The 22,782-nt window shown below is 57.8% G+C and carries 22 protein-coding genes; 8 read left to right on the forward strand and 14 right to left on the reverse strand.

Going from position 1 to position 22,782, the window contains the following annotated elements; genetic code table 11:
* Window positions 1-124 precede the first annotated feature (124 nt).
* Window positions 125-1,360, forward strand: coding sequence for an OmpA family protein (locus ABNV41_RS07450; RefSeq protein WP_196332536.1), 1,236 nt, complete (start codon window positions 125-127; stop codon window positions 1,358-1,360).
* Window positions 1,361-1,461: 101 nt separating this feature from the next.
* Here ABNV41_RS07450 and cysK read toward each other — a convergent pair whose 3' ends face one another.
* Entirely contained in the window at window positions 1,462-2,463 is a 1,002-nt protein-coding gene (cysK, locus tag ABNV41_RS07455) for a cysteine synthase A (protein ID WP_196332535.1), read from the reverse strand.
* A gap of 138 nt (window positions 2,464-2,601) precedes the next feature.
* Here cysK and ABNV41_RS07460 point away from each other — a divergent pair, with 138 nt between their 5' ends.
* The gene (locus tag ABNV41_RS07460; RefSeq protein ID WP_050819456.1) at window positions 2,602-3,051 is read left to right on the forward strand and encodes an Rrf2 family transcriptional regulator; all 450 of its coding nucleotides are present in this window, start codon (window positions 2,602-2,604) and stop codon (window positions 3,049-3,051) included.
* 124 nt (window positions 3,052-3,175) lie between these two features.
* Here ABNV41_RS07460 and ABNV41_RS07465 read toward each other — a convergent pair whose 3' ends face one another.
* Entirely contained in the window at window positions 3,176-3,703 is a 528-nt protein-coding gene (locus ABNV41_RS07465; RefSeq protein WP_050819455.1) for an Ig-like domain-containing protein, read from the reverse strand.
* 389 nt (window positions 3,704-4,092) lie between these two features.
* Here ABNV41_RS07465 and ABNV41_RS07470 point away from each other — a divergent pair, with 389 nt between their 5' ends.
* The 3 genes from ABNV41_RS07470 (at window position 4,093) to ABNV41_RS07480 (ending at window position 7,761) form a co-directional block, all read left to right on the forward strand.
* The gene (locus tag ABNV41_RS07470) at window positions 4,093-4,620 is read left to right on the forward strand and encodes a hypothetical protein (protein ID WP_050819454.1); all 528 of its coding nucleotides are present in this window, start codon (window positions 4,093-4,095) and stop codon (window positions 4,618-4,620) included.
* Between the two features lie 105 nt (window positions 4,621-4,725).
* Window positions 4,726-6,765, forward strand: a complete 2,040-nt coding sequence (parE, locus tag ABNV41_RS07475; protein WP_050819453.1) for a DNA topoisomerase IV subunit B — start codon at window positions 4,726-4,728, stop codon at window positions 6,763-6,765.
* Between the two features lie 69 nt (window positions 6,766-6,834).
* Entirely contained in the window at window positions 6,835-7,761 is a 927-nt protein-coding gene (locus ABNV41_RS07480; RefSeq protein ID WP_349934519.1) for an EamA family transporter, read from the forward strand.
* Window positions 7,762-7,785: 24 nt separating this feature from the next.
* Here ABNV41_RS07480 and ABNV41_RS07485 read toward each other — a convergent pair whose 3' ends face one another.
* From ABNV41_RS07485 to ABNV41_RS07540, 12 genes are all read right to left on the reverse strand, one after another.
* Entirely contained in the window at window positions 7,786-9,303 is a 1,518-nt protein-coding gene (locus tag ABNV41_RS07485) for a NuoM family protein (RefSeq protein WP_050819451.1), read from the reverse strand.
* A 118-nt stretch (window positions 9,304-9,421) separates the two neighbouring features.
* Complete coding sequence (mutL, locus tag ABNV41_RS07490) at window positions 9,422-11,356, reverse strand: DNA mismatch repair endonuclease MutL (protein WP_080986764.1); 1,935 nt, start codon at window positions 11,354-11,356, stop codon at window positions 9,422-9,424.
* A gap of 17 nt (window positions 11,357-11,373) precedes the next feature.
* Complete coding sequence (locus tag ABNV41_RS07495) at window positions 11,374-11,904, reverse strand: DUF3035 domain-containing protein (RefSeq protein WP_050819450.1); 531 nt, start codon at window positions 11,902-11,904, stop codon at window positions 11,374-11,376.
* Window positions 11,905-11,950: 46 nt separating this feature from the next.
* Window positions 11,951-12,466, reverse strand: coding sequence for a signal peptidase II (gene lspA, locus ABNV41_RS07500; protein WP_050819449.1), 516 nt, complete (start codon window positions 12,464-12,466; stop codon window positions 11,951-11,953).
* A complete protein-coding gene (gene ileS / locus ABNV41_RS07505; protein ID WP_050819448.1) occupies window positions 12,463-15,378 on the reverse strand; it encodes an isoleucine--tRNA ligase in 2,916 nt (971 codons plus the stop codon). Before ileS ends, lspA begins: the two co-directional genes overlap by 4 nt.
* A gap of 172 nt (window positions 15,379-15,550) precedes the next feature.
* On the reverse strand, window positions 15,551-16,498 hold the full coding sequence (locus ABNV41_RS07510; protein ID WP_196332534.1) for a bifunctional riboflavin kinase/FAD synthetase: 948 nt from the start codon (window positions 16,496-16,498) through the stop codon (window positions 15,551-15,553).
* A 3-nt stretch (window positions 16,499-16,501) separates the two neighbouring features.
* A complete protein-coding gene (gene mtnC / locus ABNV41_RS07515; protein WP_080986856.1) occupies window positions 16,502-17,206 on the reverse strand; it encodes an acireductone synthase in 705 nt (234 codons plus the stop codon).
* A gap of 11 nt (window positions 17,207-17,217) precedes the next feature.
* Entirely contained in the window at window positions 17,218-17,763 is a 546-nt protein-coding gene (locus ABNV41_RS07520) for an acireductone dioxygenase (RefSeq protein WP_349934520.1), read from the reverse strand.
* Window positions 17,760-18,383, reverse strand: coding sequence for a methylthioribulose 1-phosphate dehydratase (locus tag ABNV41_RS07525; protein WP_128105051.1), 624 nt, complete (start codon window positions 18,381-18,383; stop codon window positions 17,760-17,762). Before ABNV41_RS07525 ends, ABNV41_RS07520 begins: the two co-directional genes overlap by 4 nt.
* A 33-nt stretch (window positions 18,384-18,416) precedes the next feature.
* Window positions 18,417-18,674: a twin-arginine translocase TatA/TatE family subunit gene (locus tag ABNV41_RS07530; protein ID WP_050819445.1), complete on the reverse strand. Its 258-nt coding sequence runs from the start codon at window positions 18,672-18,674 to the stop codon at window positions 18,417-18,419.
* A gap of 128 nt (window positions 18,675-18,802) precedes the next feature.
* Complete coding sequence (locus ABNV41_RS07535) at window positions 18,803-19,261, reverse strand: CHAP domain-containing protein (protein ID WP_050819444.1); 459 nt, start codon at window positions 19,259-19,261, stop codon at window positions 18,803-18,805.
* Window positions 19,258-19,917 carry a RecX family transcriptional regulator gene (locus ABNV41_RS07540; RefSeq protein ID WP_050819443.1) on the reverse strand — a complete coding sequence of 220 codons (660 nt, stop codon included), beginning with the start codon at window positions 19,915-19,917 and terminating at the stop codon, window positions 19,258-19,260. The genes ABNV41_RS07535 and ABNV41_RS07540 overlap by 4 nt, the downstream gene beginning before the upstream one ends.
* A 199-nt stretch (window positions 19,918-20,116) precedes the next feature.
* Between ABNV41_RS07540 and ABNV41_RS07545 the strand changes: the two genes are divergently transcribed.
* The 3 genes from ABNV41_RS07545 to ABNV41_RS07555 are packed head-to-tail and all read left to right on the forward strand — an operon-like array spanning window position 20,117 to window position 22,684.
* Window positions 20,117-21,364 carry an aspartate aminotransferase family protein gene (locus ABNV41_RS07545; protein ID WP_197687353.1) on the forward strand — a complete coding sequence of 416 codons (1,248 nt, stop codon included), beginning with the start codon at window positions 20,117-20,119 and terminating at the stop codon, window positions 21,362-21,364.
* A gap of 11 nt (window positions 21,365-21,375) precedes the next feature.
* Window positions 21,376-22,362, forward strand: a complete 987-nt coding sequence (gene argF / locus ABNV41_RS07550; protein WP_349935099.1) for an ornithine carbamoyltransferase — start codon at window positions 21,376-21,378, stop codon at window positions 22,360-22,362.
* 4 nt (window positions 22,363-22,366) lie between these two features.
* Window positions 22,367-22,684 carry a hypothetical protein gene (locus ABNV41_RS07555; RefSeq protein ID WP_050819440.1) on the forward strand — a complete coding sequence of 106 codons (318 nt, stop codon included), beginning with the start codon at window positions 22,367-22,369 and terminating at the stop codon, window positions 22,682-22,684.
* Window positions 22,685-22,782: the final 98 nt, after the last annotated feature.

The following is a 22,782-nucleotide window of genomic DNA, read 5'->3' on the forward strand; positions in this document are numbered from 1 at the left end:
TTTCCTTAATTGTGGCTTATCGCACACGCCTGCGGCATTTATTACACATAAATCCCGTCTGTTTGTGTCAACTGGCCGTTCTACCTGTTGCACAGCGGGCAACTTTACAGCAAAGAAGGCAAGCATGTGTGCCTTCGTACTATTAGATGCGATGCCGGACGTATCGCGCGACTACTGCCATAGCAGGGAGAAGACCATGAAGCCGCGCCAGAAATTGCTTGCGCAAACGCTGCTTTCTGCGCCGCTGGCCGCGGGGCTTCTGTTGTGTGCTGCCGTAACCGCAAAAGCCCAGCCTGTGCAGGGGCTTTATATTGCGGGTGAAGGTGGTGCTACCTTTAACCAGGATCAGCGCGTACGTACGTCCGCCCAGTTTCCTGATGGGCGAGACCGCTGGCGCACGGGCGCTGCGGGTATTGGCTCCATCGGTTGGGGTTTGGGCAACGGCTTCCGTGTGGAAGTTGAAGGCGATTACCGCAGCATGGGTTACCAGCGGTTTGTCACCAACACCTTCAACAGCCGTGCAGATGGCCGCCGCCAGACCTATGGCGTTATGGCCAACGCCCTGTTTGATCTGGATATCGGCAAGCCTTGGCTGTTCCCGTATTTTGGGGCCGGTATTGGCTATGGCTGGACAGCCATGCGCACATCCGTAACCGCACCGGGCAACCAGCTTGCAGAAAAAATGGGCGGCACGTTTGGCAACTTTGCCTATCAGGGCATTTTTGGCCTCGCCTTCCCCATTCCGTGGGTTGTAGGGCTTTCTGCCACAGCGGAATATCGGTTCTGGACCATGCTTGGCCCGCAGTCTCATGGCGCTACGTCATGGGGCACCATTGGCGGCACCATCAACAGCATCAACCAGACACACCCGTATCAGTTCTCCAGCGGGCACCACGATACCAAAACCGATTTCAACCACACCCTCATGCTGGGGCTGCGGTATGAATTCAATCCGGCCCCGCCGCCACCGCCACCAGCACCTATTGTGGCAGCACCCGCCCCGGCAGCTGCCCGCAGCTATCTGGTGTTCTTTGATTGGGATAAATCCGACCTTACAGATCGGGCACGTTCCATTGTTGGCGTAGCCGCACAGGCAGCCGCCCATGTGGCGCTAACCCGCATTACGGTTTCTGGCTATACGGATAACTCCTCCGCCCACCCCGGCCAGAAAGCGGGTGAAGAATACAATATGCGGCTTTCCCTCCGCCGTGCAGAAGTGGTGAAAGCCGAACTGATGCGTGATGGCGTACCGGGCACCACCATTGATATTCACGGATATGGTGAAACACATCCGCTGGTCACAACGGGCCCCAACACCAAGGAAGCCCAGAACCGGCGCGTGGAAATTATTTTCCGCTAAAAATCGGCTTCAGCTTTACAGCTTCAAAAAAGCCCGTTGGCCACATGGCCGAACGGGCTTTTTTGTGGCCAACGGCCAAACCTGATAGCTGAAAACCGGCCTTACAGACCGGTAAACAAAGGGGTGGACAGGTAACGTTCGGCAAAGGAAGGCGCAATGGCTACAATGGTCTTGCCCTTGTATTCATCCTGCCCGGCCAGTTGTAATGCGGCATGCAAGGATGCGCCGGAAGAAATACCTACCGGAATACCATCCAGACGGGCGCAACGGCGCGCCGCAGCAATGGCCTCACGCTCAGAAACGGTGATGACACCATCCAGCAGCTTTGTATTCAGCGTGGCAGGGCAAAAACCGGGGCCAATACCCTGAATACCGTGGGGGCCGGGTTCATCACCATTCAGAATCGCACTTTCCGCTGGTTCCACACCAAAAACCTGTAGAGTATTGCGGCGGGGCTTTAGGGCCTCTGCAATGCCCGTGGCCGTGCCGCCTGTGCCAACACCGGCCACAACCACATCTACCTTGCCATCCGTATCTACCCAGATTTCTTCTGCCGTGGTGGCGGCATGCACTGCGGGGTTTGCCGGATTATCAAACTGATCTGGCATCCATGCATCCGGGGTTTCGTTCAGAATCTCATTCGCACGGGCAATGGCACCGGCCATGCCCAAACGTGCGGGGGTGAGTTCCACCTGCGCGTCCATCAGGCGCAGCATACGGCGCCGTTCAATAGAGGCCCCTTCTGGCATAGTCACAATCAACCGGTAGCCCCGTGCAGCAGCTACAAATGCCAGAGAGATACCCGTATTGCCCGATGTAGGTTCTACCAACAGGGTGCGGCCCGGTGTAATCAGGCCCTTGCGTTCAGCATCCAGCACCATGGCGGTGCCAATCCGATCTTTGACAGACCCAAGCGGGTTAAAAAATTCCAGCTTCAGCAGCACGCGGGCTTTCAGCTCATCTTCCTGTGTCAGCCGTGGCAACGCAACAAGCGGCGTGCCCCCCACCAGATTAAGGACAGACTCGTAAACCCGCCCTCTGGGTGCGGCAAAGCCGTAATCCGCTTTTTCCTGCGTTGATGCTGGCATTAGAAACTCTCCCATGTCTGTTTTACAATTCTAAGCACCATATAATACGAATTTATAGCGTAGATAAACCATATCTGTGCTGCTATACTGAACATAAGATCTGGAAATAAAACATGATCAACCATACCCCAACCAGGACAGGGACTGTTTTGCATGATCCTCCGTCGTGATAGAGCCATGACCGCCGTTCTTATTATGCTGGATGTTGCGTTTTACGCCGGGCGTTCCGGCACGGTAAGTGCTGCTGATATTGCAGAACGCTCCGAACTGGCGCGGCGTGGCATAGAACCACTGCTTCAGGCTCTTTCCCGTTCTGGTTTGCTGGAAAGCATTCGTGGCCCACGTGGGGGTTATCGGCTTGGCCGCCCCCGGCGCGATATTTCCTTGGTGGATATTATTGAAGCTGTGTTGAACACAGATGCTGATGCCAATGATGGCCCACAGGGCGCGTTGTTCCAGAAAGTTCTGGCCCCGTGTTGGGATAAGTTTGATCAGAAACTGATTACGCAGATGAACAAGACCACGCTGGATGATCTGGTAAAACAGGCAGAATCCGCTGGCCTGAAACGCCCGCTGGCCGAGCCCATTACGTTTTCCATTTAATTTCTATTCGGCCCAACGCGCTGCCGGGTTTTGCCCGGAGCGTCATGGCATAAAAAAACAGTGCTCCATTTCTGGGGCACCGTTTTTTTTATGTCATCACCCAAAAGTTGGGTAGCAGGGCAGATTAGCGCTTACGCGTAACAGCCTTGCGCACCACTGCTTTCTTTTTAGGAGCTTCCACAGCAGGTGCTGCTACAGCCGGGTGCGGAATAACCACGCCAGTTGCATCTACCTGAGCGGTTACTGTCAGGCGTGTGCGCTGCTGGCCGGGGCCGGGAATAAGGATAACCGTAAACGTATCCTGCCCAGCATAACCCAGTGTGGGGGTGTAGGTTACGTGCGTATCGCTATCCAGCGTGTACAGGAACGCCTTGCCGTGTTCTGGCGCAGGAGAAACCCCAAAGGATGCATACGGCTTGCCACCGGGCTGATCTACCAGCACTTCGCACAGACCATCATCAGACCGCACGGTCATGGTGGTGGAAAGGGAGCCGTCAGCCTCTTTCTTGATAGGCGTTGTGCTGCACACGGCAGACTTTTTAAGATACCCAAAGGGATTGGGAGACCCGATATGAATAGGGCCGCCCGTTGTTGCACAGCCGGCAAGCATCCCACCAGTTAGCGCCAAACCGGCAATTCCTCGTAAGCGCACTCGACAGCTCCGCTTCTGTTGTATCAATTAAAACTTGCAATCTCTTGTGCACGCTTCAGAGGTGAATGGAAAGAGGCCCAAACCGGGCATCTGCCCCCTACCCACAAAGCGTGATTCGCATTTGCCTTTAAAACATCCCGCAGCAGGAAGGAAGAGGCATACAGCACAGCTGGGCAGCTTGTCGCATATCAACTTTCACACAAATGCGCGAAAACATCTTTTAACCGCAAATATTCTGTTAAACAGAGCCGCCTATTTTCCCAACTTTTACGCCAAAATAACATGCTGGCTTACCCGCAACTGCCAAAGCAGGCAGACGGTATGAAAAAATACCGGTTTCTTTCTTGCGTGAATGCGGTATTCCCTTCCCAGCATCTGTCGGAGGTACTATGTCCTTTTCCCGTTTCCTTGCCGCGGGGGTTCTTGCCGCGGGCGTTCTGCACAGCTCGGCTTCCTTTGCCGCCAGCGAATGTGGCCACTCCCCTGCGCACGAAGCCTTTAACGTGCAGGGCCTTAAAAGCGAACTGATGGTAACTGCGCTGTCTTGCAATGCGCAGGATCGGTACAACTCATTCGTGGCCAAGTTCCGCACCACCCTTCTGCGGGAAGAAGAACGCCTGAACGGCTACTTCCGCACCACCTATGGCCGCCGTGCCCAGCAGGAGCATGATGATTACATCACGCAGCTGGCCAATGTGCAGTCTGAACGTGGCCTGCAGTCTGGCACCATTTTCTGCCAGCAGCGCCTTGCCATGTTTGATGAAGTGAACGCACTGGAAAGCGGGGAAGATCTTTCCAGCTATTCCGATGCAAAGGACGTCACGCAGCCTGCTTCTTTTGAAACCTGCGCAGCGCCTTCTGCTTCCCGCTCCACAACGCATACCACTACGCGCCGCCGTACCACACGCCGCGCCTAAAAAGCCTTCTGGTAAGGGGGCTTTGGCAAGGAAGCTGTTAAAAGCTTGCCGCCCCCTCACCACTACGCTTGACGAATCAGCGCCAACGCGGGACAGATTTCCCGCATGAGCGATCTGTTTTCCAATACCCCACCAGCCCGCAAATCCTCCACCGGCAAAACCCGCGATGCCAAGCCGGGCACGCAGGCAGGCGCTGCACAGGTCTATGATGCCAGCGCCATTGAGGTTCTGGAGGGTCTGGAACCCGTACGCCGCCGCCCCGGCATGTATATTGGCGGCACAGATGAAAGTGCCCTGCACCATCTGGCGGCGGAAATTCTTGATAACGCCATGGATGAAGCCGTGGCAGGCCATGCCAACACCATTGATGTGCGGCTGGATACGGAAAACCGCCTGACAATCCGTGATAACGGGCGCGGTATTCCGGTAGACCCACACCCGCGCTTTCCCGATCGTTCTGCGCTGGAAGTTATTCTTACCACCCTGCATGCGGGCGGTAAGTTTTCTGGCAAGGCATATGCCACATCCGGCGGCTTGCACGGGGTTGGCTCTTCTGTGGTGAATGCGCTTTCCACCCGTATGGAAGTGGAAATTGCGCGTGATCGCACCGTATGGAAGCAAGTGTATGAACGCGGCAAACCCGTAACCAAGCTGGAAAAAGTGGGCGCAGCCCCCAACCGGCGCGGCACGCAGATCAGCTTTCAGCCAGACCCGGAAATTTTTGGCACGCATGTGTTTGTGCCTTCCCGCCTTTATCGGCTTTGCCGTTCCAAGGCGTTTCTGTTCCGTGGCGTCACCATCCGTTGGTCCTGCGATCCGGCGCTGATTAAAGCGGGGGATGAAACCCCGGCAGAAGCCACCCTGCACTTCCCCGGTGGGCTGGCAGACAGCCTGACGGACGAGCTTGGCCCCAAGGCTCCGCTGCTTACCCCTCTGTGGGCTGGAGAAGCCCCTCTGCCGCCCGCAGCAGACGGCACAGATAACGGCAAGGTGGAATGGGCCGTAGCTTTTTTAGAAAACGGCCCGGCCTCTCTGGTATCTTACTGTAACACCATCCCCACCCCGCAGGGTGGCACGCATGAAACCGGATTCCGCAACGCGCTGGTAAAAGGCCTGCGCGCTTGGGGGGACCAACGCTCCATCAAAAAAGCCTCCGCCATTACGGCGGAAGATGTGCTGGGCATGAGTGCCGGGCGGCTGTCCGTATTTATTCGTGATCCGCAGTTTCAGGGCCAGACCAAGGAAAAACTCACCTCATCTGGTGCCAGCAAGCTGGTGGAAACGGCTCTGCGTGACAGGTTTGACCACTGGCTGGCACAAAACCCGCCACAGGCCGATACACTGCTGGGCTTTGCCATAGAACGTGCGGAAGAACGCCTGCGCCGTAAGGAGCAAAAGGAAACACCGCGCAAAAGTGCGACACGCCGCCTGCGCCTGCCCGGCAAGCTAACGGATTGCACCAAGGAGTTTGCCCCGGATACGGAAATCTTTCTGGTGGAGGGCGACTCGGCAGGAGGTTCGGCCAAACAGGCCCGTAACCGTGAAACACAGGCCGTTTTGCCCCTGCGCGGGAAGATTCTTAACGTTGCCAGCGCCACCGCAGAAAAATTGCGCAACAATCAGGAACTGCGTGACCTGATTGAAGCACTGGGCTGCGGATCTGGCGATAGATTCGATCTTTCCAAGCTGCGCTACGGCCGCGTGATTATCATGACTGACGCAGACGTGGACGGCGCGCACATTGCCTCGCTGCTCATGACATTCTTTTATCGTGAGTTGCCGGAGCTTATCCGTAACGGCCACCTGTATCTGGCCCAGCCCCCGCTGTACCGCCTGACACAAGGCGCAAAATCAGTTTACGCCATGGATGATGCAGACCGTGACCGCAAAATGAAAACCGAGTTCAAGGCGCGCGGTAAAATTGATGTCTCCCGCTTTAAAGGGCTGGGGGAAATGCCGCCGGGGGACCTGAAAGAAACAACAATGGACCCCAAGCGCCGTACCCTGCTGCGCGTAGTCACCCCGCAGGAAGACAGGCTTTCAACACGCCAGCGGGTAGAAAGCCTGATGGGCCGCAAGCCAGAGCTGCGCTTTGCCTTCATTCAGGAACATGCACGCACAGTGGATGACCTGCTGGATGTCTAACCCGCTCTCCAACACGGCAGATGGGCAACCCATCATAGGGCTTGTTCATCTGCCACTATATGAGTGTGCATGACAGCAGCCCCCTCTTCTGCCGCTGTTGCACTGCCCCTTCACGCACGCCTGCTGGCGCTGTCTCAACTTCTGATCAGCATGGTGTGCATTCAGTTTGGCTCTTCCATTGCCAAATCCATCTTTCCGGTATTTGGCACATCCGGGGTGGTTGGCCTGCGCGTTTGTCTGGCAGCATTTATGCTGGTGCCGCTTTTTAGAAGCTGGAGGTTTCTGTCAGGCCCTGTTTTGCGGCTGGTGCTGCCTTATGGCTTGGCCATGACAGGCATGAACGCCTTTTTCTATCTGGCGCTCCAGCACATACCGCTAGGCACAACGGTTACATTGGAGTTCATTGGCCCGCTTGTTGTGGCTTTTGTGGGCTCTCGCAAACTTTCTGATATTGGCTGGATTCTGCTTACCATATTGGGGCTGGCACTGGTGCTTAACCCTTCAGCCTCCACCAAAACCGATTTTGCAGGTGTGGGGTTTGCCCTGTTGGCCGCGCTCTGCTGGGCACTATATATTCTGTTTGGGCAGCGTGTGGCTGGCAAGGTGCCGGGGGCACATGCCTGCGCACTGGGCATGGCATGCGGTGCATGCGTGGTGTTTTTGCCCTGCTTTGTGCCAGCCCTGATTATAGGCTTTTCAGCCCCCGCCATGTTGGGGCTGGGCGTATTGGTGGCGTTCTGTTCTTCCGCCCTGCCCTATTCTTTGGAAATGCTGGCCATGCAGAACCTGAACGCCCGCGATATCGGCATTCTCAGCAGTCTGGAACCCGTATGCGCCACGGTGGCTGGCGCGGTTATCCTGCACGAAACGCCATCCCCCCTTCAGCTCTGCGGTATTTTGTGCGTGGTGGCGGCATCGGCCGGTATTATTCTCAGCCCTGGCACACCAAAACAAAAGGCAGCTCCAGCACGAGATGTGCCAGAACTGCCCAACTAGAAGAACCTACACTTTTAAACCCTGTTAACGGGCCGCCACATGCAAAACGCTGTGGCCAGCAGCCGAAGCCACATTGGCCGCACTGCCATGAATGGCCTGCATAATCACGGGGTCAAACAACCGGGTAAAGCTGCCCGGGTGCACACCCATCCACAATGTAACAATGGCCAGCGGGGCCAGCACGGCAATTTCTGCGGCTGTCAGGTCTCGCAGCAGGCTGACCGTGCCTTTTACGCCCCCAAACAGCACCCGCCGATACAATGAGAGCATATAAACCGCCCCCATAATCATGGTGCTGCCTGCCAGCAGCGCCACCCAGAAGGACACATGCACAGCGCCCATAAGCACCAGCAACTCCCCAACAAAGGAGCCTGTGCCCGGCAGCCCCACATTGGCCATTGTGAACAGCATAGCCAACAAAGCCAGCACCGGCATCTGGCGCGCAACGCCACCCAGCGCATCAATCTGCTGGGTTTCAGACCGCCACGCCACCGCTGCCACACAGAAGAACAGCGCGGCAATTACCACCCCGTGCGAGAGCATCTGAAAGATTGCACCATCAATGCCTTCCGCTGTTAGCGTAAACAGGCCCACGGCAATCATGCCCATGTGGGAAAAGGAGGAATACGCAATCACGCGTTTCATGTCTGTTTGGGCAAAGGCCACAAAGGCTGCGTAAATAATGGCCACAACCCCAAGCGCCAGCACATAGGGCGCAAATAGCCGCACAGCATCGGGAAACATCAGCACCCCAAAGCGCAGCAGCCCGTAAGCGCCGGTTTTGGAAAGCACGCCAGAAAGCATGGCCGATGCCGGTGTTGGGGCCTCGGAATACGCATCGGGCAACCATGCGTGCAGCGGAAACAGCGGCAGTTTAACACCAAAGGCCAACAGAAAGGCCAGCAGCAACCACCCCTGCAAGGGCTGGGAGAAGCCCGCGTGCATTAAAGCCGGAATATCCGTAGTGCCCGTTTGCAGCCACATGGTGATAAGCCCCACCAACATGAACAGCGAGCCACCAAACGTAAACAGAAAGAACTGAAGCGAAGCCCAAACGCGCTTTGGCCCACCCCAAACGCCTATCATCAGGCTACCGGGAATAAGCGTTGCTTCGTAAAACACGTAAAACAGCAGCATATCCTGTGCAGAAAACAGGCCAAACAAGGCTGTTTCCAGCGCCAGCATGGCGGCTACAAACTGCCGCCCCTGTGTATGCACACTGCGCCAGCCAGCCCCCAGCGCCAACGGGGTTAAAAACGCTGTAAGCAGAATGAACACCAGGCTAATGCCATCTACCCCCGTATGGTAGGAAATACCGTAATCCCCCATCCAGCGCAGGCGTGTTTCAAATTGCAGGCCGGGCTGGGCGGGATCAAACTCCAGCCACATCAGCACGCCAAGGCCAAGGGTGATCAGGCTGCTCCACAGCCCAACCCACCGGGCTGTACTATCCTGCTGTTCTGGCCTGCCGGGAGCAAAAAATGCCACCAGCGCCGCAACAAGAGGAAGATAGGTTATGAGCGAAAGCAGGATGGGCTGCACGGCATCACCACCATTCAGGTTATATGAAGATGCTGCAAACCTGCTCTTTTTTGCGGGCTGATGCCAGCAGGTGGCCGTTCACGTTCAGCCGATCACACTACGCAGAACAGCCATATCCCTAACGGCGGCCAAACAACTTTTCGAGATCGGCCTTGCTGAGCTTCAGCCACGTAGGCCGCCCGTGTGAGCACGTGCCTGCACGGGGTGTTTCTTCCATCTGGCGTAGCAGCGCGTTCATTTCTTCCACGCTCAGCCGGCGCCCGGCCCGAATACTGCCGTGGCAGGCCATGCGGGCAATAACCGCATCAAGCCGCCCATCAAGTGCTGCCATTTCATCCGGCGCACCGTTTTCATCTGCTTCCAGCTCATCGGCCAGATCACGCAGCAGGCTTACGGCATCACTGCTACGTAGCATGGCGGGCAAGGCACGCACCAAAACGGAGTCGCCGCCAAAGGCTTCAATTTCCAAACCCAGTTTTTCCAGCGTGGGTTGGCGTGCCAGCAGCAGTTCAACCTGCACGCGCGGCAGATCCACAACATCGGGCACCAGCAAACGCTGCGCCTGCACATGCCCGCTTAAAAACTGCGCCCGCAAACGCTCATGCGTCAGCCGCTCATGCGCCGCGTGCTGATCCACCAGCACCAAGCTGCCATCTGCGGCTACGGCCAGAATATAGGTGTCCAGCACCTGTGCGACAGCCGCACCCAAGGGGTGATCTGCCGCCACTGGCTGTACGGAGGCCCCATAAGCAGGCTCAGCCTGCCCGATTGCCGGTGGTGCGCTTACCACCGGAGCATCCCACCCAGCACCGGGTGAAGGCATGGCAACAGGCGGCAAGGTTCTGGCTGCCGGGGCATCACCAAACTGCAAGCGGCCTTCTGCAAACCGCACCCCCTCTGGTGTGGGAGCATGAAACGCAGGAGCCGGAATAGGGGGTGCGGCCCCCTTTTCTGGCGGATACCAAATACGTGCCTGCCGTGGTGCGGAAGACAGAACAGGCCGCACACCCACACTGCCAGCCCCATGCTCTAACGCACGCTGAATGGTGCCAATAACCAGCGAGCGCACGCTGGCTTCATCCGCAAAACGCAGTTCCGTTTTGGCGGGGTGCACGTTTACATCCACCCTATCCGGCGGCACCGTAAGCATAAGCGCCACCACAGGGTGCCTGCCGGGCTCAATCACACGCCTATAAGCCACGCGCACGGCGGTTTTAAGCACCGGGTCCACCACGGGGCGGCCATTTACCAACATGAACTGCCCATTGGCCGTGGACCGATGGACTGATGGCGGGCAGATAAACCCGCTAAGGGTCATGCCATCGCGTTCACCAGAAATTTCTAAAAAACCATCAGCCTCGCTGGCGTCCAGCAGCGCGGCAGACCGGGCGGCCATATCCTGCGCGGGCAGATCAAACAGCACGCGCTCATCCAGCACAAACCGGAAAGCCGTTTGCGGCACAGCCAAGGCCAGACGGCGCACCACATTTTCAGCGTGTCGGCCTTCCACGCGCGCGCTTTTCAGAAACTTACGACGGGCGGGGGTGGCAAAAAACAGGTCTTCCACCACCACACTGGTGCCCGGCGCACCGGCTGCGGGTTCAACGGGGGAAACCTTGCCCCCTTCTACCCGAATACGCCACGCACCACTTTCCCCCCTTGGGCGGGAGGTAATGCACAGCCGCGCCGCCGCGCCGATGGAAGGCAGAGCCTCCCCCCGAAAGCCGAGCGTGCTGATATGCACCAATGTTTCATCGCGCAGTTTGGATGTGCAGTGCCGATCTACCGCCAAAGCCAGATCATCGGCGGACATGCCCACACCATCATCGGTAACGATAATGCGGTCCACACCCCCACCAGCCAGAGAAACCTCCAGCCTGCGGGCACCTGCATCTATGGCGTTTTCAACCAGTTCCTTCACTGCTGCGGCGGGGCGTTCTATCACCTCACCCGCAGCAATGCGGTTGACAATAACCTCTGGCAGCCGCCGCACATGGGCCGGCGTTTCGGGCTGGTTTGTATCCATACCGGGTTCAGCAAACAGGCCGGACATGGGTTAGACCTTTCCGATCAGAACAGACCGGAACCTTTGGCGTGCTGTGTGGGTGTAACCCCTTTGGTGGGGGAATTGCCAAGGGCAGCATTGGTTTTCAGGCGGCGGTTTTCTGCATCTGCATCCACCACAGCCCCGGCCTTGCCGCCTTTCCAGAACATCAGTTCCTGCACAAAGCCCGAACCGGCTTCACCCAGCTCACCCCGGTCTGGCGCATCCGATGCCTCTGTGGCCTCGTTCACCAGAATGGTCTGGCCTTCACTGGTATCACCGTTTGTGCCGCGCAGCGCCACATCGGGGGAAAGTGTTTCCAGCGCCTGCAGGCGTTCACTTTCATCCTGCCTCCGGTCATCACCCTTTGAGGGCTTTACCAGCTCATCTGATGGCGGCATGGAAAGGGGGGCACGGGTTGTAACCGTGTATTCATCCGGCAGGCTGCGTTCCAGCCCGAAAGCACGGGCGGCTTCGTTCCCTGAGCAGCCACTTAGCAAAAAGCAGCCGCCAAGAAGCAGCAGCGGAGAAATCAGTGTCGAAACACGGCGCGCCATCGTCTGCCTTCCACTCATCCTGAAAAAACACCAAGCCCTTTGGGGGTTACCCGGTTTTTACGTTGTCTTGTTGCTGCCCGCCTGCCAGAAAATTCTGTACCAGCAGCATGCATACGGCGCATACTATAGCGGAATCTGCCACGTTGAATACATACCATGACCACCCAAAAGCGTGGGCATGCAGAAAATCCACCACGGCCCCATAGCGCACACGGTCCATAACGTTGCCAATGGCTCCACCTGTAATGGCCCCAACACACGCAGCGGTAAGTTTGCTGTGGGTGCGAAAAATCCATACCAGAAGGCAGCAGGCCACGGCCAGCGCAATGGCAGAAAACACAATGCGCCCCGCCCCGCCAAGCCCGCCAAACATGCCAAAAGTAACGGCGTGGTTCCATACCATAGTGAAGTTAAGGAACGGCAGCACTTTAACAGAACCCCGTGCGGGCAAGTCCAGCCCATACAGAATCCAGTATTTACTCAGCTGATCTGCTGAAAGCGTAAGCATCAGCACCAGCAGGCCAAGGCCTGCCGGACGCAGCATAAAGGGGCGAGAACTCACGCGCCCTCCTGCCCTGTGTGCGGGCCACCCTGTTGTTCCACCACATCGGCGCAGCGCAGGCACAGGCCAGCGTAATCATCCCGCGTGCCAGTTTCTGGCAGAACCTTCCAGCAGCGCACGCATTTTTCACCGTCTGCAACCTGCACAACCGGCGCACCATGCAGCGTGCCACCTTCATCCCCTTCCACGTAAATGGAGGAAGACGTGGGGTCCACCACCACATCCACGTGGGAGACAATGGCCAGTTCGCTCCAGTTTACACCGGCAAACAGTGCGGCTTCTTCTTCAGAGAACGTTAGTTCAACCTGCGCCTGAAGGGAGGAACCGATGGTGCCTTCACGCCGTGCGCCTTCAATTTCCGTGGTGATGATACGCCGCACGGAACGAATACGCGCCCAGCGTTCATCCAATGCCGGATCATTCCATTCTGCGGGCAGTTCAGGAAAGGCCTGTTCATGCACGCTCTGGTCTGGCCCAAAGCGGGATGTCCATGCTTCTTCCGCCGTAAACACTAGCACGGGGGCCAACCATGTTGTCAGGCAGCGGTGCAGAATGTCCAGCACCGTGCGGGCTGCGCGGCGTGTGGGGTTGGAAGGTGCATCGCAATACAGCGCATCCTTGCGGATATCGAAGTAGAATGCAGACAGATCCGTGGTGCAGAACCCATGCAGGGCCGGATACACACCCACCCATTCATGCGTTTCCACCGCGCGGGCAATCAGCCCACCCAGTTCTGTGAGACGATGCAGAACCCAGCGTTCCAGCTCTGGCAGTTCGGCATACGGTACGGCTTCTGCTTCCGTGTAGCCATCCAGCGCACCAAGCAGCCAACGCAGCGTGTTGCGCAGGCGGCGATACAGCTCACCCTGCTGTTTGAGAATTTCCTTGCCAATGCGCAGATCATCATTGGTATCGGAGTTCACCACCCACAGGCGCAGCACGTCTGCGCCCAAGCTGTCATTCACATCCTGCGGGGCAATCACGTTGCCGAGGGATTTGGACATCTTGCGGCCCTGTTCATCCAGAACAAAACCGTTGGTCACAACCGCCTTGTAGGGTGAAACGCCGCGCGTACCCACGCTTTCCAGCAAAGAGGACTGGAACCAGCCGCGATGCTGGTCTGAACCTTCCAGATACAGATCAGCAGGGAAGTTCAGCCCCGGCTGGCCCAGCACAAAGGCGTGGGTGGAACCACTTTCAAACCACACATCCACGATATCGAACACCTGATCGTAATCATCCGGGTTCCGATCCGGGCCGAGGAAGCGTGCGGGTTCAGAGCTATACCATGCATCTGCCCCTTCTTCCTTAAAGGCATCTACCACGCGCTGCATCACATCGGCATCGCGCAGCACTTCGCCGGTGCGTTTTTCAACAAACACGGCAATGGGCACGCCCCATGCGCGCTGGCGGCTGATGCACCAGTCTGGGCGGGTGCGGATCATGGATGTCAGACGGTTGCGCGCCTGTGCGGGCACGAAAGTCACATCTTCCAGCGCCTTGAGGGCTTTTTCACGCAGCGAATCTTCACCATCCATGCGGATGAACCACTGCGGCGTGGCACGGTAGATAACCGGCGCGCGGGAACGCCATGAATGCGGGTAGGAATGCACAATTTCACCACGCCCCACCAAGCCAGCCGGGGCTGTGCCATTGGCGTTGGCATGTTCCATCACGGCTTCCAGCGTGGAGCACACAACATCTGCCGCCTTGAACACATGCGTGCCTGCAAAACCCTGCACCCACGGGGCGTATGTGCCATCAGCCTGCACCACTTCTGGCACTTCCACGCCGTACATGCGGCAAAGCTGGAAGTCATCCTCACCATGAGAAGGCGCCATGTGCACAAGGCCGGTGCCGGCCTCGGTTGTCACAAATTCACCCGGCAGCATGGGCACATCAAAATCATACCCGGCACCACGCAGCGGATGGGAACATACAACCCCCTTCAGCGCGCTGCCCGGCAGGGTGTAGAGGATATGGTGCGCAGTAACGTGGGCTTCCTGACAGAAGGCATCCACCAGCGCTTCGGCCACCAGCACCTTTGCGCCGGGCTCAAGCAATGCGCCCTCACCCGTTTCATCCACCCGCAGCACCACGTAGGTGATTTCCGGCCCATAAGCCAAGGCGCGGTTGCCGGGAATGGTCCACGGTGTGGTGGTCCAGATCACAACAGACACATCTTCCAGCGCATGGGCTGGCGTGGGGTCCCGCACAACCGGGAAGGCCACCAGAATGGTGGTGGAGGTGTGATCGTGATATTCGATTTCGGCTTCGGCCAGAGCGGTTTTTTCAACCGGGCTCCACATTACGGGCCGCAGGCCACGATACAGCCGCCCGTTGAGCAGGAACTTGCCAATTTCGTTCACAATGGCCGCTTCGGATGAGAAATCCATGGTGGCGTAGCGGTTCTGCCATTCCGCCTGCACGCCAAGCCGCTTGAATTCCTGCATCTGGATATTCAGCCACTCACCCGCATAGGCACGGCATTCGGCACGGAATTCCAGCACAGGTACGGAATCCTTGTCCTTCTTGGCCTTGCGGTATTTTTCTTCCACCTTCCATTCAATGGGAAGGCCGTGGCAATCCCACCCCGGCACGTAGCGCACGCCATAACCAGACATGCGATGGGCGCGGTTGATCACATCCTTGTTGATCTTGTTCATGGCATGGCCAATGTGCAGGTGGCCATTGGCATACGGGGGGCCATCATGCAGCGTAAACACAGGCCGCCCTTCAGCCTGCTGTTTCAGCCGCGCATCCAGCCCGGTTTCTTCCCACTTTTTCAGCCACTGCGGTTCCTGCTTTGGCAGGCCCCCGCGCATGGGGAAAGAGGTACGGGGCAGGAACACCGTATCACGATACAGATCGGCGGGGGATTGGGTGTCCTGGTCGCTGCTGGATGTGGTCATGAGCGGGTGATGTCACTTCAGTTCGGGTTCATGGTCTGGCCCTGCATGTGCTGGTCAAACCATCTTGCATTCAGGCTCTTATCAAAAAGGACAAGCGCAGGGTCAAGCATGAACGGCCACATTGCAGCCGCAAATTATATTCTGCCCTATCTGCCCGCACTTTTACAGGGGGTTATATGCCTGCCAGTTCGGCGTTCAGAACCATGCGCGCCTGCTGCGCATCCTGCGCGATCTGGGCCTTGAGCTCATCCAGCCCGGCAAAGCGTTGCTCTGGCCGCAGCATTTTGTGCAGCGCTACAGAAAGTGTTTGGCCGTACAGATCACCATCAAAGTCAAACAGGTTCACTTCTACGCGGCTTTCCTGCCCATCGTTAATGGTGGGCCGGCGGCCAATATTGGCCACGCCGGGGCGTGTATAACCACCGGGCAGGCGCACCGTTACGGCGTAAACCCCACGTGCGGGCTCCAGATGCCGCCCTAGCGGAATATTGGCTGTCGGAAAGCCCAGCAGACGCCCGCGTTTATCACCATGCTGCACTTGGCCACGAATAAACCACGGCCGGCCCAGTTCTTCCGCTGCACGTTCGGGATACCCTTCCTGCAACAGCCGCCGAATACGGGTGGAGGAATATGGCCCTGCGGCATCTGCCAGTGCGGGCACGGATGTAAAGCCCATGCCCAGCTCACCCGTGCGTTCAGCCAGAAACGTAACATCGCCCCCGCGCCGATACCCAAAGGCAAAATCCGGCCCGCAGGCAACGTGGCGCAGGCACAGGGCATCGTGCAGCACGTCTTCTACAAACCGTTCCGCCGTCATGCGGGAGAACTCTTCATCAAACCCGATCTGGAACACATGCTGCACACCCAGCGCCTGCAGAGCGGCAAAGCGCTCATCCGGCAGGCTCAGGCGGAATGGTGGGTCCTGCGGGCGAAAGAGTTCACGCGGGTGGGGTTCAAACGTAACAACCGCCAAGGGCAGATCTGGCCGCGCCGCGTGGGTGGAATGAACCAGATGGGCGTGGCCCAGATGCACACCATCAAAATTGCCAAGCGCTGCCGCACAGCCATGCGCTTCCGGCGGAATATCCCGCCAGTTTGTGTGCAACCGGGCTTTCAGCACTTTTTATGCTCCTTCCGGCAGGCCAAACATCTGCCCCGCCTGCGGCAGAGATTGCGCTACAGGGTGGGTAGTACCTGCCACCGTGCCATCTTCCGGGCGGGCAATCTGGCATACACGCAGGCCCGCTTGGGCCGCTGCATCCAGCTCTGCCACCACATCGGACAGAAACAGCACATCCTGCCCCTGCCAGCCACTTTGTTCCAGAATATGGCGATAACTTTGCGCGCTTTTCTTACCACCAACGCGCAGATCAAAAAACGCGCTGAAAAGCGAGGTCAGGTTCCCCTGCTCGGTATAGCCGTAAATCAGCTTCTGCGCGGCTTCGGAACCAGAGGAATACACGGCCAGCGTAAGGCACGCGGCTTTCCATGCCTTTAAGGTGGGCTCAACATCCGGGTAAAGCTGGGCTTCCAGCTCCCCCTTTTCATACCCCTGCTGCCAGCATAGGCCCTGCAGGCTTTTAAGCGGGGCAACCTTGGCATCTTCCGCCATCCAGCGTTCAAGCTGCTCTAGAGGTGGCACGCCGGGAGCGGCTTGGGCAATCTGCGCCAGTGCTTCCTGCACCACCGGGTTTTCACGCTGCTCCAGCAATGCGGGCAGGTGTTTGCGCGCATAGGGAAAAAGCACTTTATGCACAAAAGCCACTGGCAGGGTGGTGCCTTCAATATCCAGCAGCACCACGCGCGGAGGAATCCGGGTATCGGCCATCATGCCCTCAATCAGTTTGCGTAAGAAGGAAACTGCCGGGCAATATCGGTGCCTGTATAGCGGGCTACCCAGCCTTCCTTGTGTGTGAAAATGCGCAGCGTGACCATATCTGGCTCTGGCCCGGCATCAAACCAGTGCTTTGTGCCTTCTGGCACAGAAATCAGATCAGTTTGCGTGCATTCCACATCGTAAACATAGCCTGCAATATGCAGAATGAAGTGTCCGCTGCCATGTACAAAAAAGCGGATTTCATCTTCACTATGCGTATGTTCGGACAGGAATTTGTCCCGCAAGGCCTCACGGTTGGGGGTGGAAGGGCTAACGCGCAGCACATCGGCAGAGCCTGCGCCCGTTTCACCCATCAGCTTGTCCAAAAACGGGCCATACACATCCAGCACGGCCTGCTCATCCGCATCCCTTGGGGGAATTTGCGGGCCTTCCCAACGCTCAAACCGCACGCCTAGTGGCGCCAGAACGCGGGCCATTTCTACCGGGTCCTGCGTTTGCAGCACGGGGTGTTCGGGGGTGGTATCCTTGTAAACTGTCAGGGAACTCATACGTGCAGTTTCCTTCGCTCAAGCGCACAGGCCAGCAGGAACTCCAGCCCTTCCAGCCGCGCAAGGGCGGTGGGCATATCCTTGCCCCACACATACACACCGTGGCCGCGAATAATGTAGCCAGCTGGCATACCGGTGCCAAAAAAGGGCTCTACCACTTCCGCCAACCGCGCGATGTCCTGATCGTTTTCAAACAAGGGCACCTGCACGGATGTTTCGTGCGTGGTCTGCCCTTCAAACACTTTCAGAACTTCGTAGTCCGCCAGCGTCAGTGCTGCTGTTTCTTCTTCCATAGACAAAACAGTGGAGGCCACGGAATGGCCGTGCAGCACTGCGCCCACTTGCGGAAAATGGCGGTAAATCTGGCAATGCAACAGCGTTTCTGCGCTAGGCCGGTTTTCCGGGCTATGCGGTTTGCCCTGCATATCTACGGTAATAACGTCTGCCGCCTGCAAAAAGCCTTTGTGGCAGCCAGAGCGCGTAATGGCTATGCGGCCATCTGCCAGCCTGCGGCTGATATTGCCTGCTGTGGCAGGCACCCACCCGCGCTGATCCATCCGCTGCCCGGCAAACAGAATATCCTGTACGGCGCGGGCAAAATCCGTAACGGTTTGATCCATGGCGTTCTCTGCCCGTCTTGAACTGGTAGAGCCTTACGGCTGAACAGATTTATCTGCTGGTGCAGCCGTGCGCTGCTCCACTGTGGAAGATGCAGGCGGCGGAGCAATATGGCCGTTACCGGGGCGTGCCGTGCCATCATCCATCGATTCATCATCCGCCATGTGCTTCTTGAAGGATTTGATGCCCTTGGCCATGTCACCCATCAACGAGCTGATCTTGCCGCCACCACCAAAAACCACAAGCACAACCACAAGCACGATCAGCCAGTGCCAGATACTTAAGCTACCCATCAAACCAGTCCCCTACACTTGCGGCACCCGGCCAAAATGATCGTGTGCTGCACATCCTTGTTTGTACATGATGGCGGAAACACTTTCTTGCAAGTTTTTCCTTGCGTGGCCTATCCGCCTATTGGGTGTTAACTGCCACCCGTGCCTATTGGTTCAATAAAGCCATAAACCGGATAAACCGTTTTGCCCATGGCATGAATGGGGCTCCACCATACGCGCACACGTGTCCAGTTATTATTGGGTGAAACATCAACCACAGGGGCGTGGCGCGTAACCTGCCCTGGCTCCCAATTTGCGTGATCTACCAGCACCAGGCGCGAATTCCGCACCTGTTTGACAACAGAAACATGGCCCGATGGCAGCCTGCCAGTAGAACGGAACACCAGCACATCCCCCGGACGCGGAGAGGACGTACGCGCATATTGCCCCTGCGCCTGCCCCCACCAACTTGCGGCAGCACCACGCAGGTTTACCGCAGAATGTTCACGCGCATAAGGCGCACACTGCACAGATCCGTTCCAGCTTCCGCGCCCACCGGCACAGGCGGCAAGCAATAAAGGCAGAACAAGAACAAGGCTACGCTTCACGATTCGGCCCTCAAACGTTGCATCCAGTCCTCCGCTTCTGTGGGGGACATATCCAAAACCTGTTCCGCCACATCCCGCGCATATCCGGCACGGGCCAGCACACCCAGCGCCTTGTGCCTGCGGGCCAGAGCCTGCTCGGTATCGGCCTCATCATCCGCAACATAAGGTGTGGCAAATGGCCCCATCCTGCGTTTGCGGGCCAGAACCAGCGCGGCACATAACTCTCTTTGCGCAGCAGAAAACCCTTCCACCGCATCTTGCAAGGCGGCATCGCGCAGATCTGCTTCCACCCCGCGCGCGGCCAGATGCGCCTGCACCGCCCGGCCAGACCGGCCAGAGCGCACCAGCCTGCGTGCGCGGGATGTGGCAAAACTGGCATCATCCACTGCGCCAAGGCGCACCATTTCTTCTGCTATTTCAGCCACTACGGGGCGCAGCGCTTGTGCGGCCTCGGCTACTTCCTCCGTATCTGCTCCGGCTTTGAGGGCCTGCTTCTCCCACCGTGCAATCCGGCGCAGAAGCACCTGTTCCAGCCCGTGGCGCGTGGTGCCAAACCGCGCCAGATGCGCCAAGGCGGCCTCTCGCAACACACGGCGATCAAGCTGCGGAAACCCCGATGATGTATGAGCAGATGAGGAAGAACCAGAATACGTCATTCCCCTTCATTACCCACTCCTTGCGTGCAGGAAAATACGCAACGGGCCATGCCGCGCATGTTGCGTATGCAGAATTTTTTCACACAGAATATTTGACTTTAATCTGCACAAAAGGCCATGATACGCCCGCAATACGGGCCGCCCGCTCACCTTATATCAAGGCAGCGGGCGTTTTTCGTTCTGCATTCCACTTCTCACCATGCAGGTTCAACAACCGCCAACACAAAGACCAGATTCCATGATTTCTGCCCTGATGCCGACATACAAGCGCGCTGATCTCGCCTTTGAGCGGGGAGAAGGCTCCTGGCTGCAAACGTCGGACGGGCGACGATTCCTGGACTTTGCTGCGGGCATTGCCACGTGCTCCATTGGCCACGCACACCCCAAGATGGTGGAAGCTGTAAGCACGCAGGCCGCCAAGGTCATGCACGTATCCAACCTGTTCCAGATTCCGCAGGCGGAAAAGCTGGCACGCAGGCTGGTTGAAAACTCCTTTGCCGATAGCGTGTTCTTCTGCAATTCCGGCGCAGAAGCCAACGAAGGCATGGTCAAGATGGCCCGCCGCGCCCAGATGATGGCTGGCCACCCCGAACGCACAGACATTATCTGCATGGATGGGGCTTTTCATGGCCGCACGCTGGCCATGCTTTCCGCCACAGGCAACCCCAAATATCTGGAAGGCTTTGGTGAGCCCGTAAAAGGCTTTCTGCACGTGCCTTTTAACGACATTGAAGCCGTAAAAGCCGCCATTACCCCCAACACGGCAGCCGTTATGCTGGAGCCCATTCAGGGTGAAAGCGGCATTAAGGTGGCCAGCCCGGAATATCTGCGTGCCCTGCGCGCGCTGTGCGATGAAACCGGCGTGCTGCTGGCGCTGGATGAGGTACAGTGTGGCGTTGGCCGCACGGGCCGCCTGTTTGCGCATGAATGGGCTGGCATCAAGCCCGATATTGTCAGCACGGCCAAAGGTTTGGGCGGGGGCTTCCCCATTGGGGCCATCCTCACCACAGAAACCATTGCCAAGGGCATGACACCGGGCACGCACGGCACCACATTTGGCGGCAACCCGCTGGCCTGCGCGGCTGGTAACGCTGTGCTGGATGTTATTCTGGCCCCCGGCTTTTTAGATCAGGTTTGCACCCGCGCTGCCCTGCTGGATGAACTGCTGGACAGCCTTGTGGCCGATGCGCCGGATATTTTTGCCCAGCGCCGTGGCCTTGGCCTGCTGATAGGCCTGCGCTGCGTGCCCACAGTGGGTGATGTGCAGAGTGCTGCGCAAAATGAAGGCCTGTTGTGCGTAACAGCAGGTGATAACGTGCTGCGCCTTGTGCCGCCCCTTACTGTTTCCGAAGAAGAATGCCGCAAAGCTGTGGCCATGCTGGTGCAGGCTGTCAGCACACTCAGAAAAAATCATAACAACAAGACAGTTCTGGAGCCAACAGCGTGAGCGCCGCCAACATGACCACTGCCCTGCCCTCTTCTTCCTTGGCAACGCCACGCCATTTTCTGGATCTGAAAGATCTGGATGCCGCAACCCTGCGCCAGATTCTGGATGTAGCCGCCAGCATGAAGCGCATGCAGCAGAACCGTCGGTTTCCGCTGCACCCGCGCCAGCCGTTGGCCGGGCGGCAGTTGGGGCTTATCCTTTCCAAGCCTTCCACCCGCACTCGTGTTTCTTTTGAAGTGGGTATTCGCCAGCTTGGGGGGGATGCCGTGGTGCTCAGCCCTCAGGAAATGCAGATTGGCCGTGGTGAAAGCATTGCCGATACAGCCCGCGTGCTCTCCCGCTTTGTAGATGCCATTATGCTGCGCACCGGCAACACAAAAACCATGCACGAACTGGCACAGTGGAGCACGGTGCCCGTTATCAATGGCCTTACCCCTCATTCTCATCCGGTGCAGATTCTGGCCGATATCATGACGTTTGAGGAACACCGTGGCCCTGTGCGTGGCCGCACCTGTGCGTGGACGGGCGATGGCAACAACGTGCTTGTCTCCCTTATTGAAGGAGCCGTGCGTTTTGGCTTTGCCCTGCGTGCCGCCACCCCCGCAGACATGAAGCCCCCGCAGGATGTGCTGGACTGGGCCCGTGCCGAAGGCGGTGATGTGGAATGGACGGTAGACCCAAAAGCCGCCGTAAAAGGCGCCGATTGCGTGGTGACGGATACATGGATCAGCATGTCTGATTCCCCCAAGGAAGCCGCCACCCGCATGAGCAAGCTGGAACCCTACCGCGTAAATGCAGATTTAATGGCCCTTGCTGCGCCAGATGCCCTGTTCATGCACTGCCTGCCTGCCCATATAGGGGAAGAAGTAACCAAGGACGTGTTTGAAGGCCCGCATTCTGTGGTGTTTGATGAGGCGGAAAACCGCCTTCATGCCCAGAAAGGCGTGCTGGCATGGACAATGGGTGGCTCAAACTGGACCTCTTTCGGCAAGGAATAAGCACATGAGCGGCACAGACAGAACGGTTTCCATGACATCTACCGAAGATACACCCGCCACCCCCGGCTGGGTGGAAAGCAGTCTGGATGCTATTCTGGCTACGTTGCCGTTCCCGGCAGATAAGCTGGCACCGTTCCGTAATGCCTATCTGGATTGTCTGGCAGGCTGTGGCCGTACGGAAGATCTGGATAGCGAGCACGATGCCTGCCGCAAGGGGCTGCTTGTTGCGCTTAAGGACGGTTTGAACATGGATTCAGAAACCGGCCGCGCCCTTGAACAGAAGCTGGAAAAGCTGGAACTGGATATTTCCGCAGGGGCGTAATCTCCCCTGCTTTCCATCTTACTTTTTTGTCCGCCTGAAAAGCATCCCCAGAGTCCGCACGCGTCAGGCGCACGTTCTTGATATTCCCGTATTCTTGA

Origin of the sequence: Acetobacter sp. A11-2, from assembly GCF_040208445.1 — a bacterium.
Taxonomy (GTDB): domain Bacteria; phylum Pseudomonadota; class Alphaproteobacteria; order Acetobacterales; family Acetobacteraceae; genus Acetobacter; species Acetobacter oryzoeni.

Coding starts and splice junctions, on each gene's coding strand:
- ABNV41_RS07450 (WP_196332536.1), top strand. CDS start 125: ATGTGTGCCTTCGTACTATTAGATGCGATGCCGGACGTATCGCGCGAC.
- cysK (WP_196332535.1), bottom strand. CDS start 2,463: ATGGGAGAGTTTCTAATGCCAGCATCAACGCAGGAAAAAGCGGATTAC.
- ABNV41_RS07460 (WP_050819456.1), top strand. CDS start 2,602: ATGATCCTCCGTCGTGATAGAGCCATGACCGCCGTTCTTATTATGCTG.
- ABNV41_RS07470 (WP_050819454.1), top strand. CDS start 4,093: ATGTCCTTTTCCCGTTTCCTTGCCGCGGGGGTTCTTGCCGCGGGCGTT.
- parE (WP_050819453.1), top strand. CDS start 4,726: ATGAGCGATCTGTTTTCCAATACCCCACCAGCCCGCAAATCCTCCACC.
- ABNV41_RS07480 (WP_349934519.1), top strand. CDS start 6,835: ATGACAGCAGCCCCCTCTTCTGCCGCTGTTGCACTGCCCCTTCACGCA.
- mutL (WP_080986764.1), bottom strand. CDS start 11,356: ATGTCCGGCCTGTTTGCTGAACCCGGTATGGATACAAACCAGCCCGAA.
- ABNV41_RS07495 (WP_050819450.1), bottom strand. CDS start 11,904: ATGGCGCGCCGTGTTTCGACACTGATTTCTCCGCTGCTGCTTCTTGGC.
- ileS (WP_050819448.1), bottom strand. CDS start 15,378: ATGACCACATCCAGCAGCGACCAGGACACCCAATCCCCCGCCGATCTG.
- mtnC (WP_080986856.1), bottom strand. CDS start 17,206: ATGGCCGATACCCGGATTCCTCCGCGCGTGGTGCTGCTGGATATTGAA.
- ABNV41_RS07520 (WP_349934520.1), bottom strand. CDS start 17,763: ATGAGTTCCCTGACAGTTTACAAGGATACCACCCCCGAACACCCCGTG.
- ABNV41_RS07525 (WP_128105051.1), bottom strand. CDS start 18,383: ATGGATCAAACCGTTACGGATTTTGCCCGCGCCGTACAGGATATTCTG.
- ABNV41_RS07530 (WP_050819445.1), bottom strand. CDS start 18,674: ATGGGTAGCTTAAGTATCTGGCACTGGCTGATCGTGCTTGTGGTTGTG.
- ABNV41_RS07540 (WP_050819443.1), bottom strand. CDS start 19,917: ATGACGTATTCTGGTTCTTCCTCATCTGCTCATACATCATCGGGGTTT.
- ABNV41_RS07545 (WP_197687353.1), top strand. CDS start 20,117: ATGCAGGTTCAACAACCGCCAACACAAAGACCAGATTCCATGATTTCT.
- argF (WP_349935099.1), top strand. CDS start 21,376: ATGACCACTGCCCTGCCCTCTTCTTCCTTGGCAACGCCACGCCATTTT.
- ABNV41_RS07555 (WP_050819440.1), top strand. CDS start 22,367: ATGAGCGGCACAGACAGAACGGTTTCCATGACATCTACCGAAGATACA.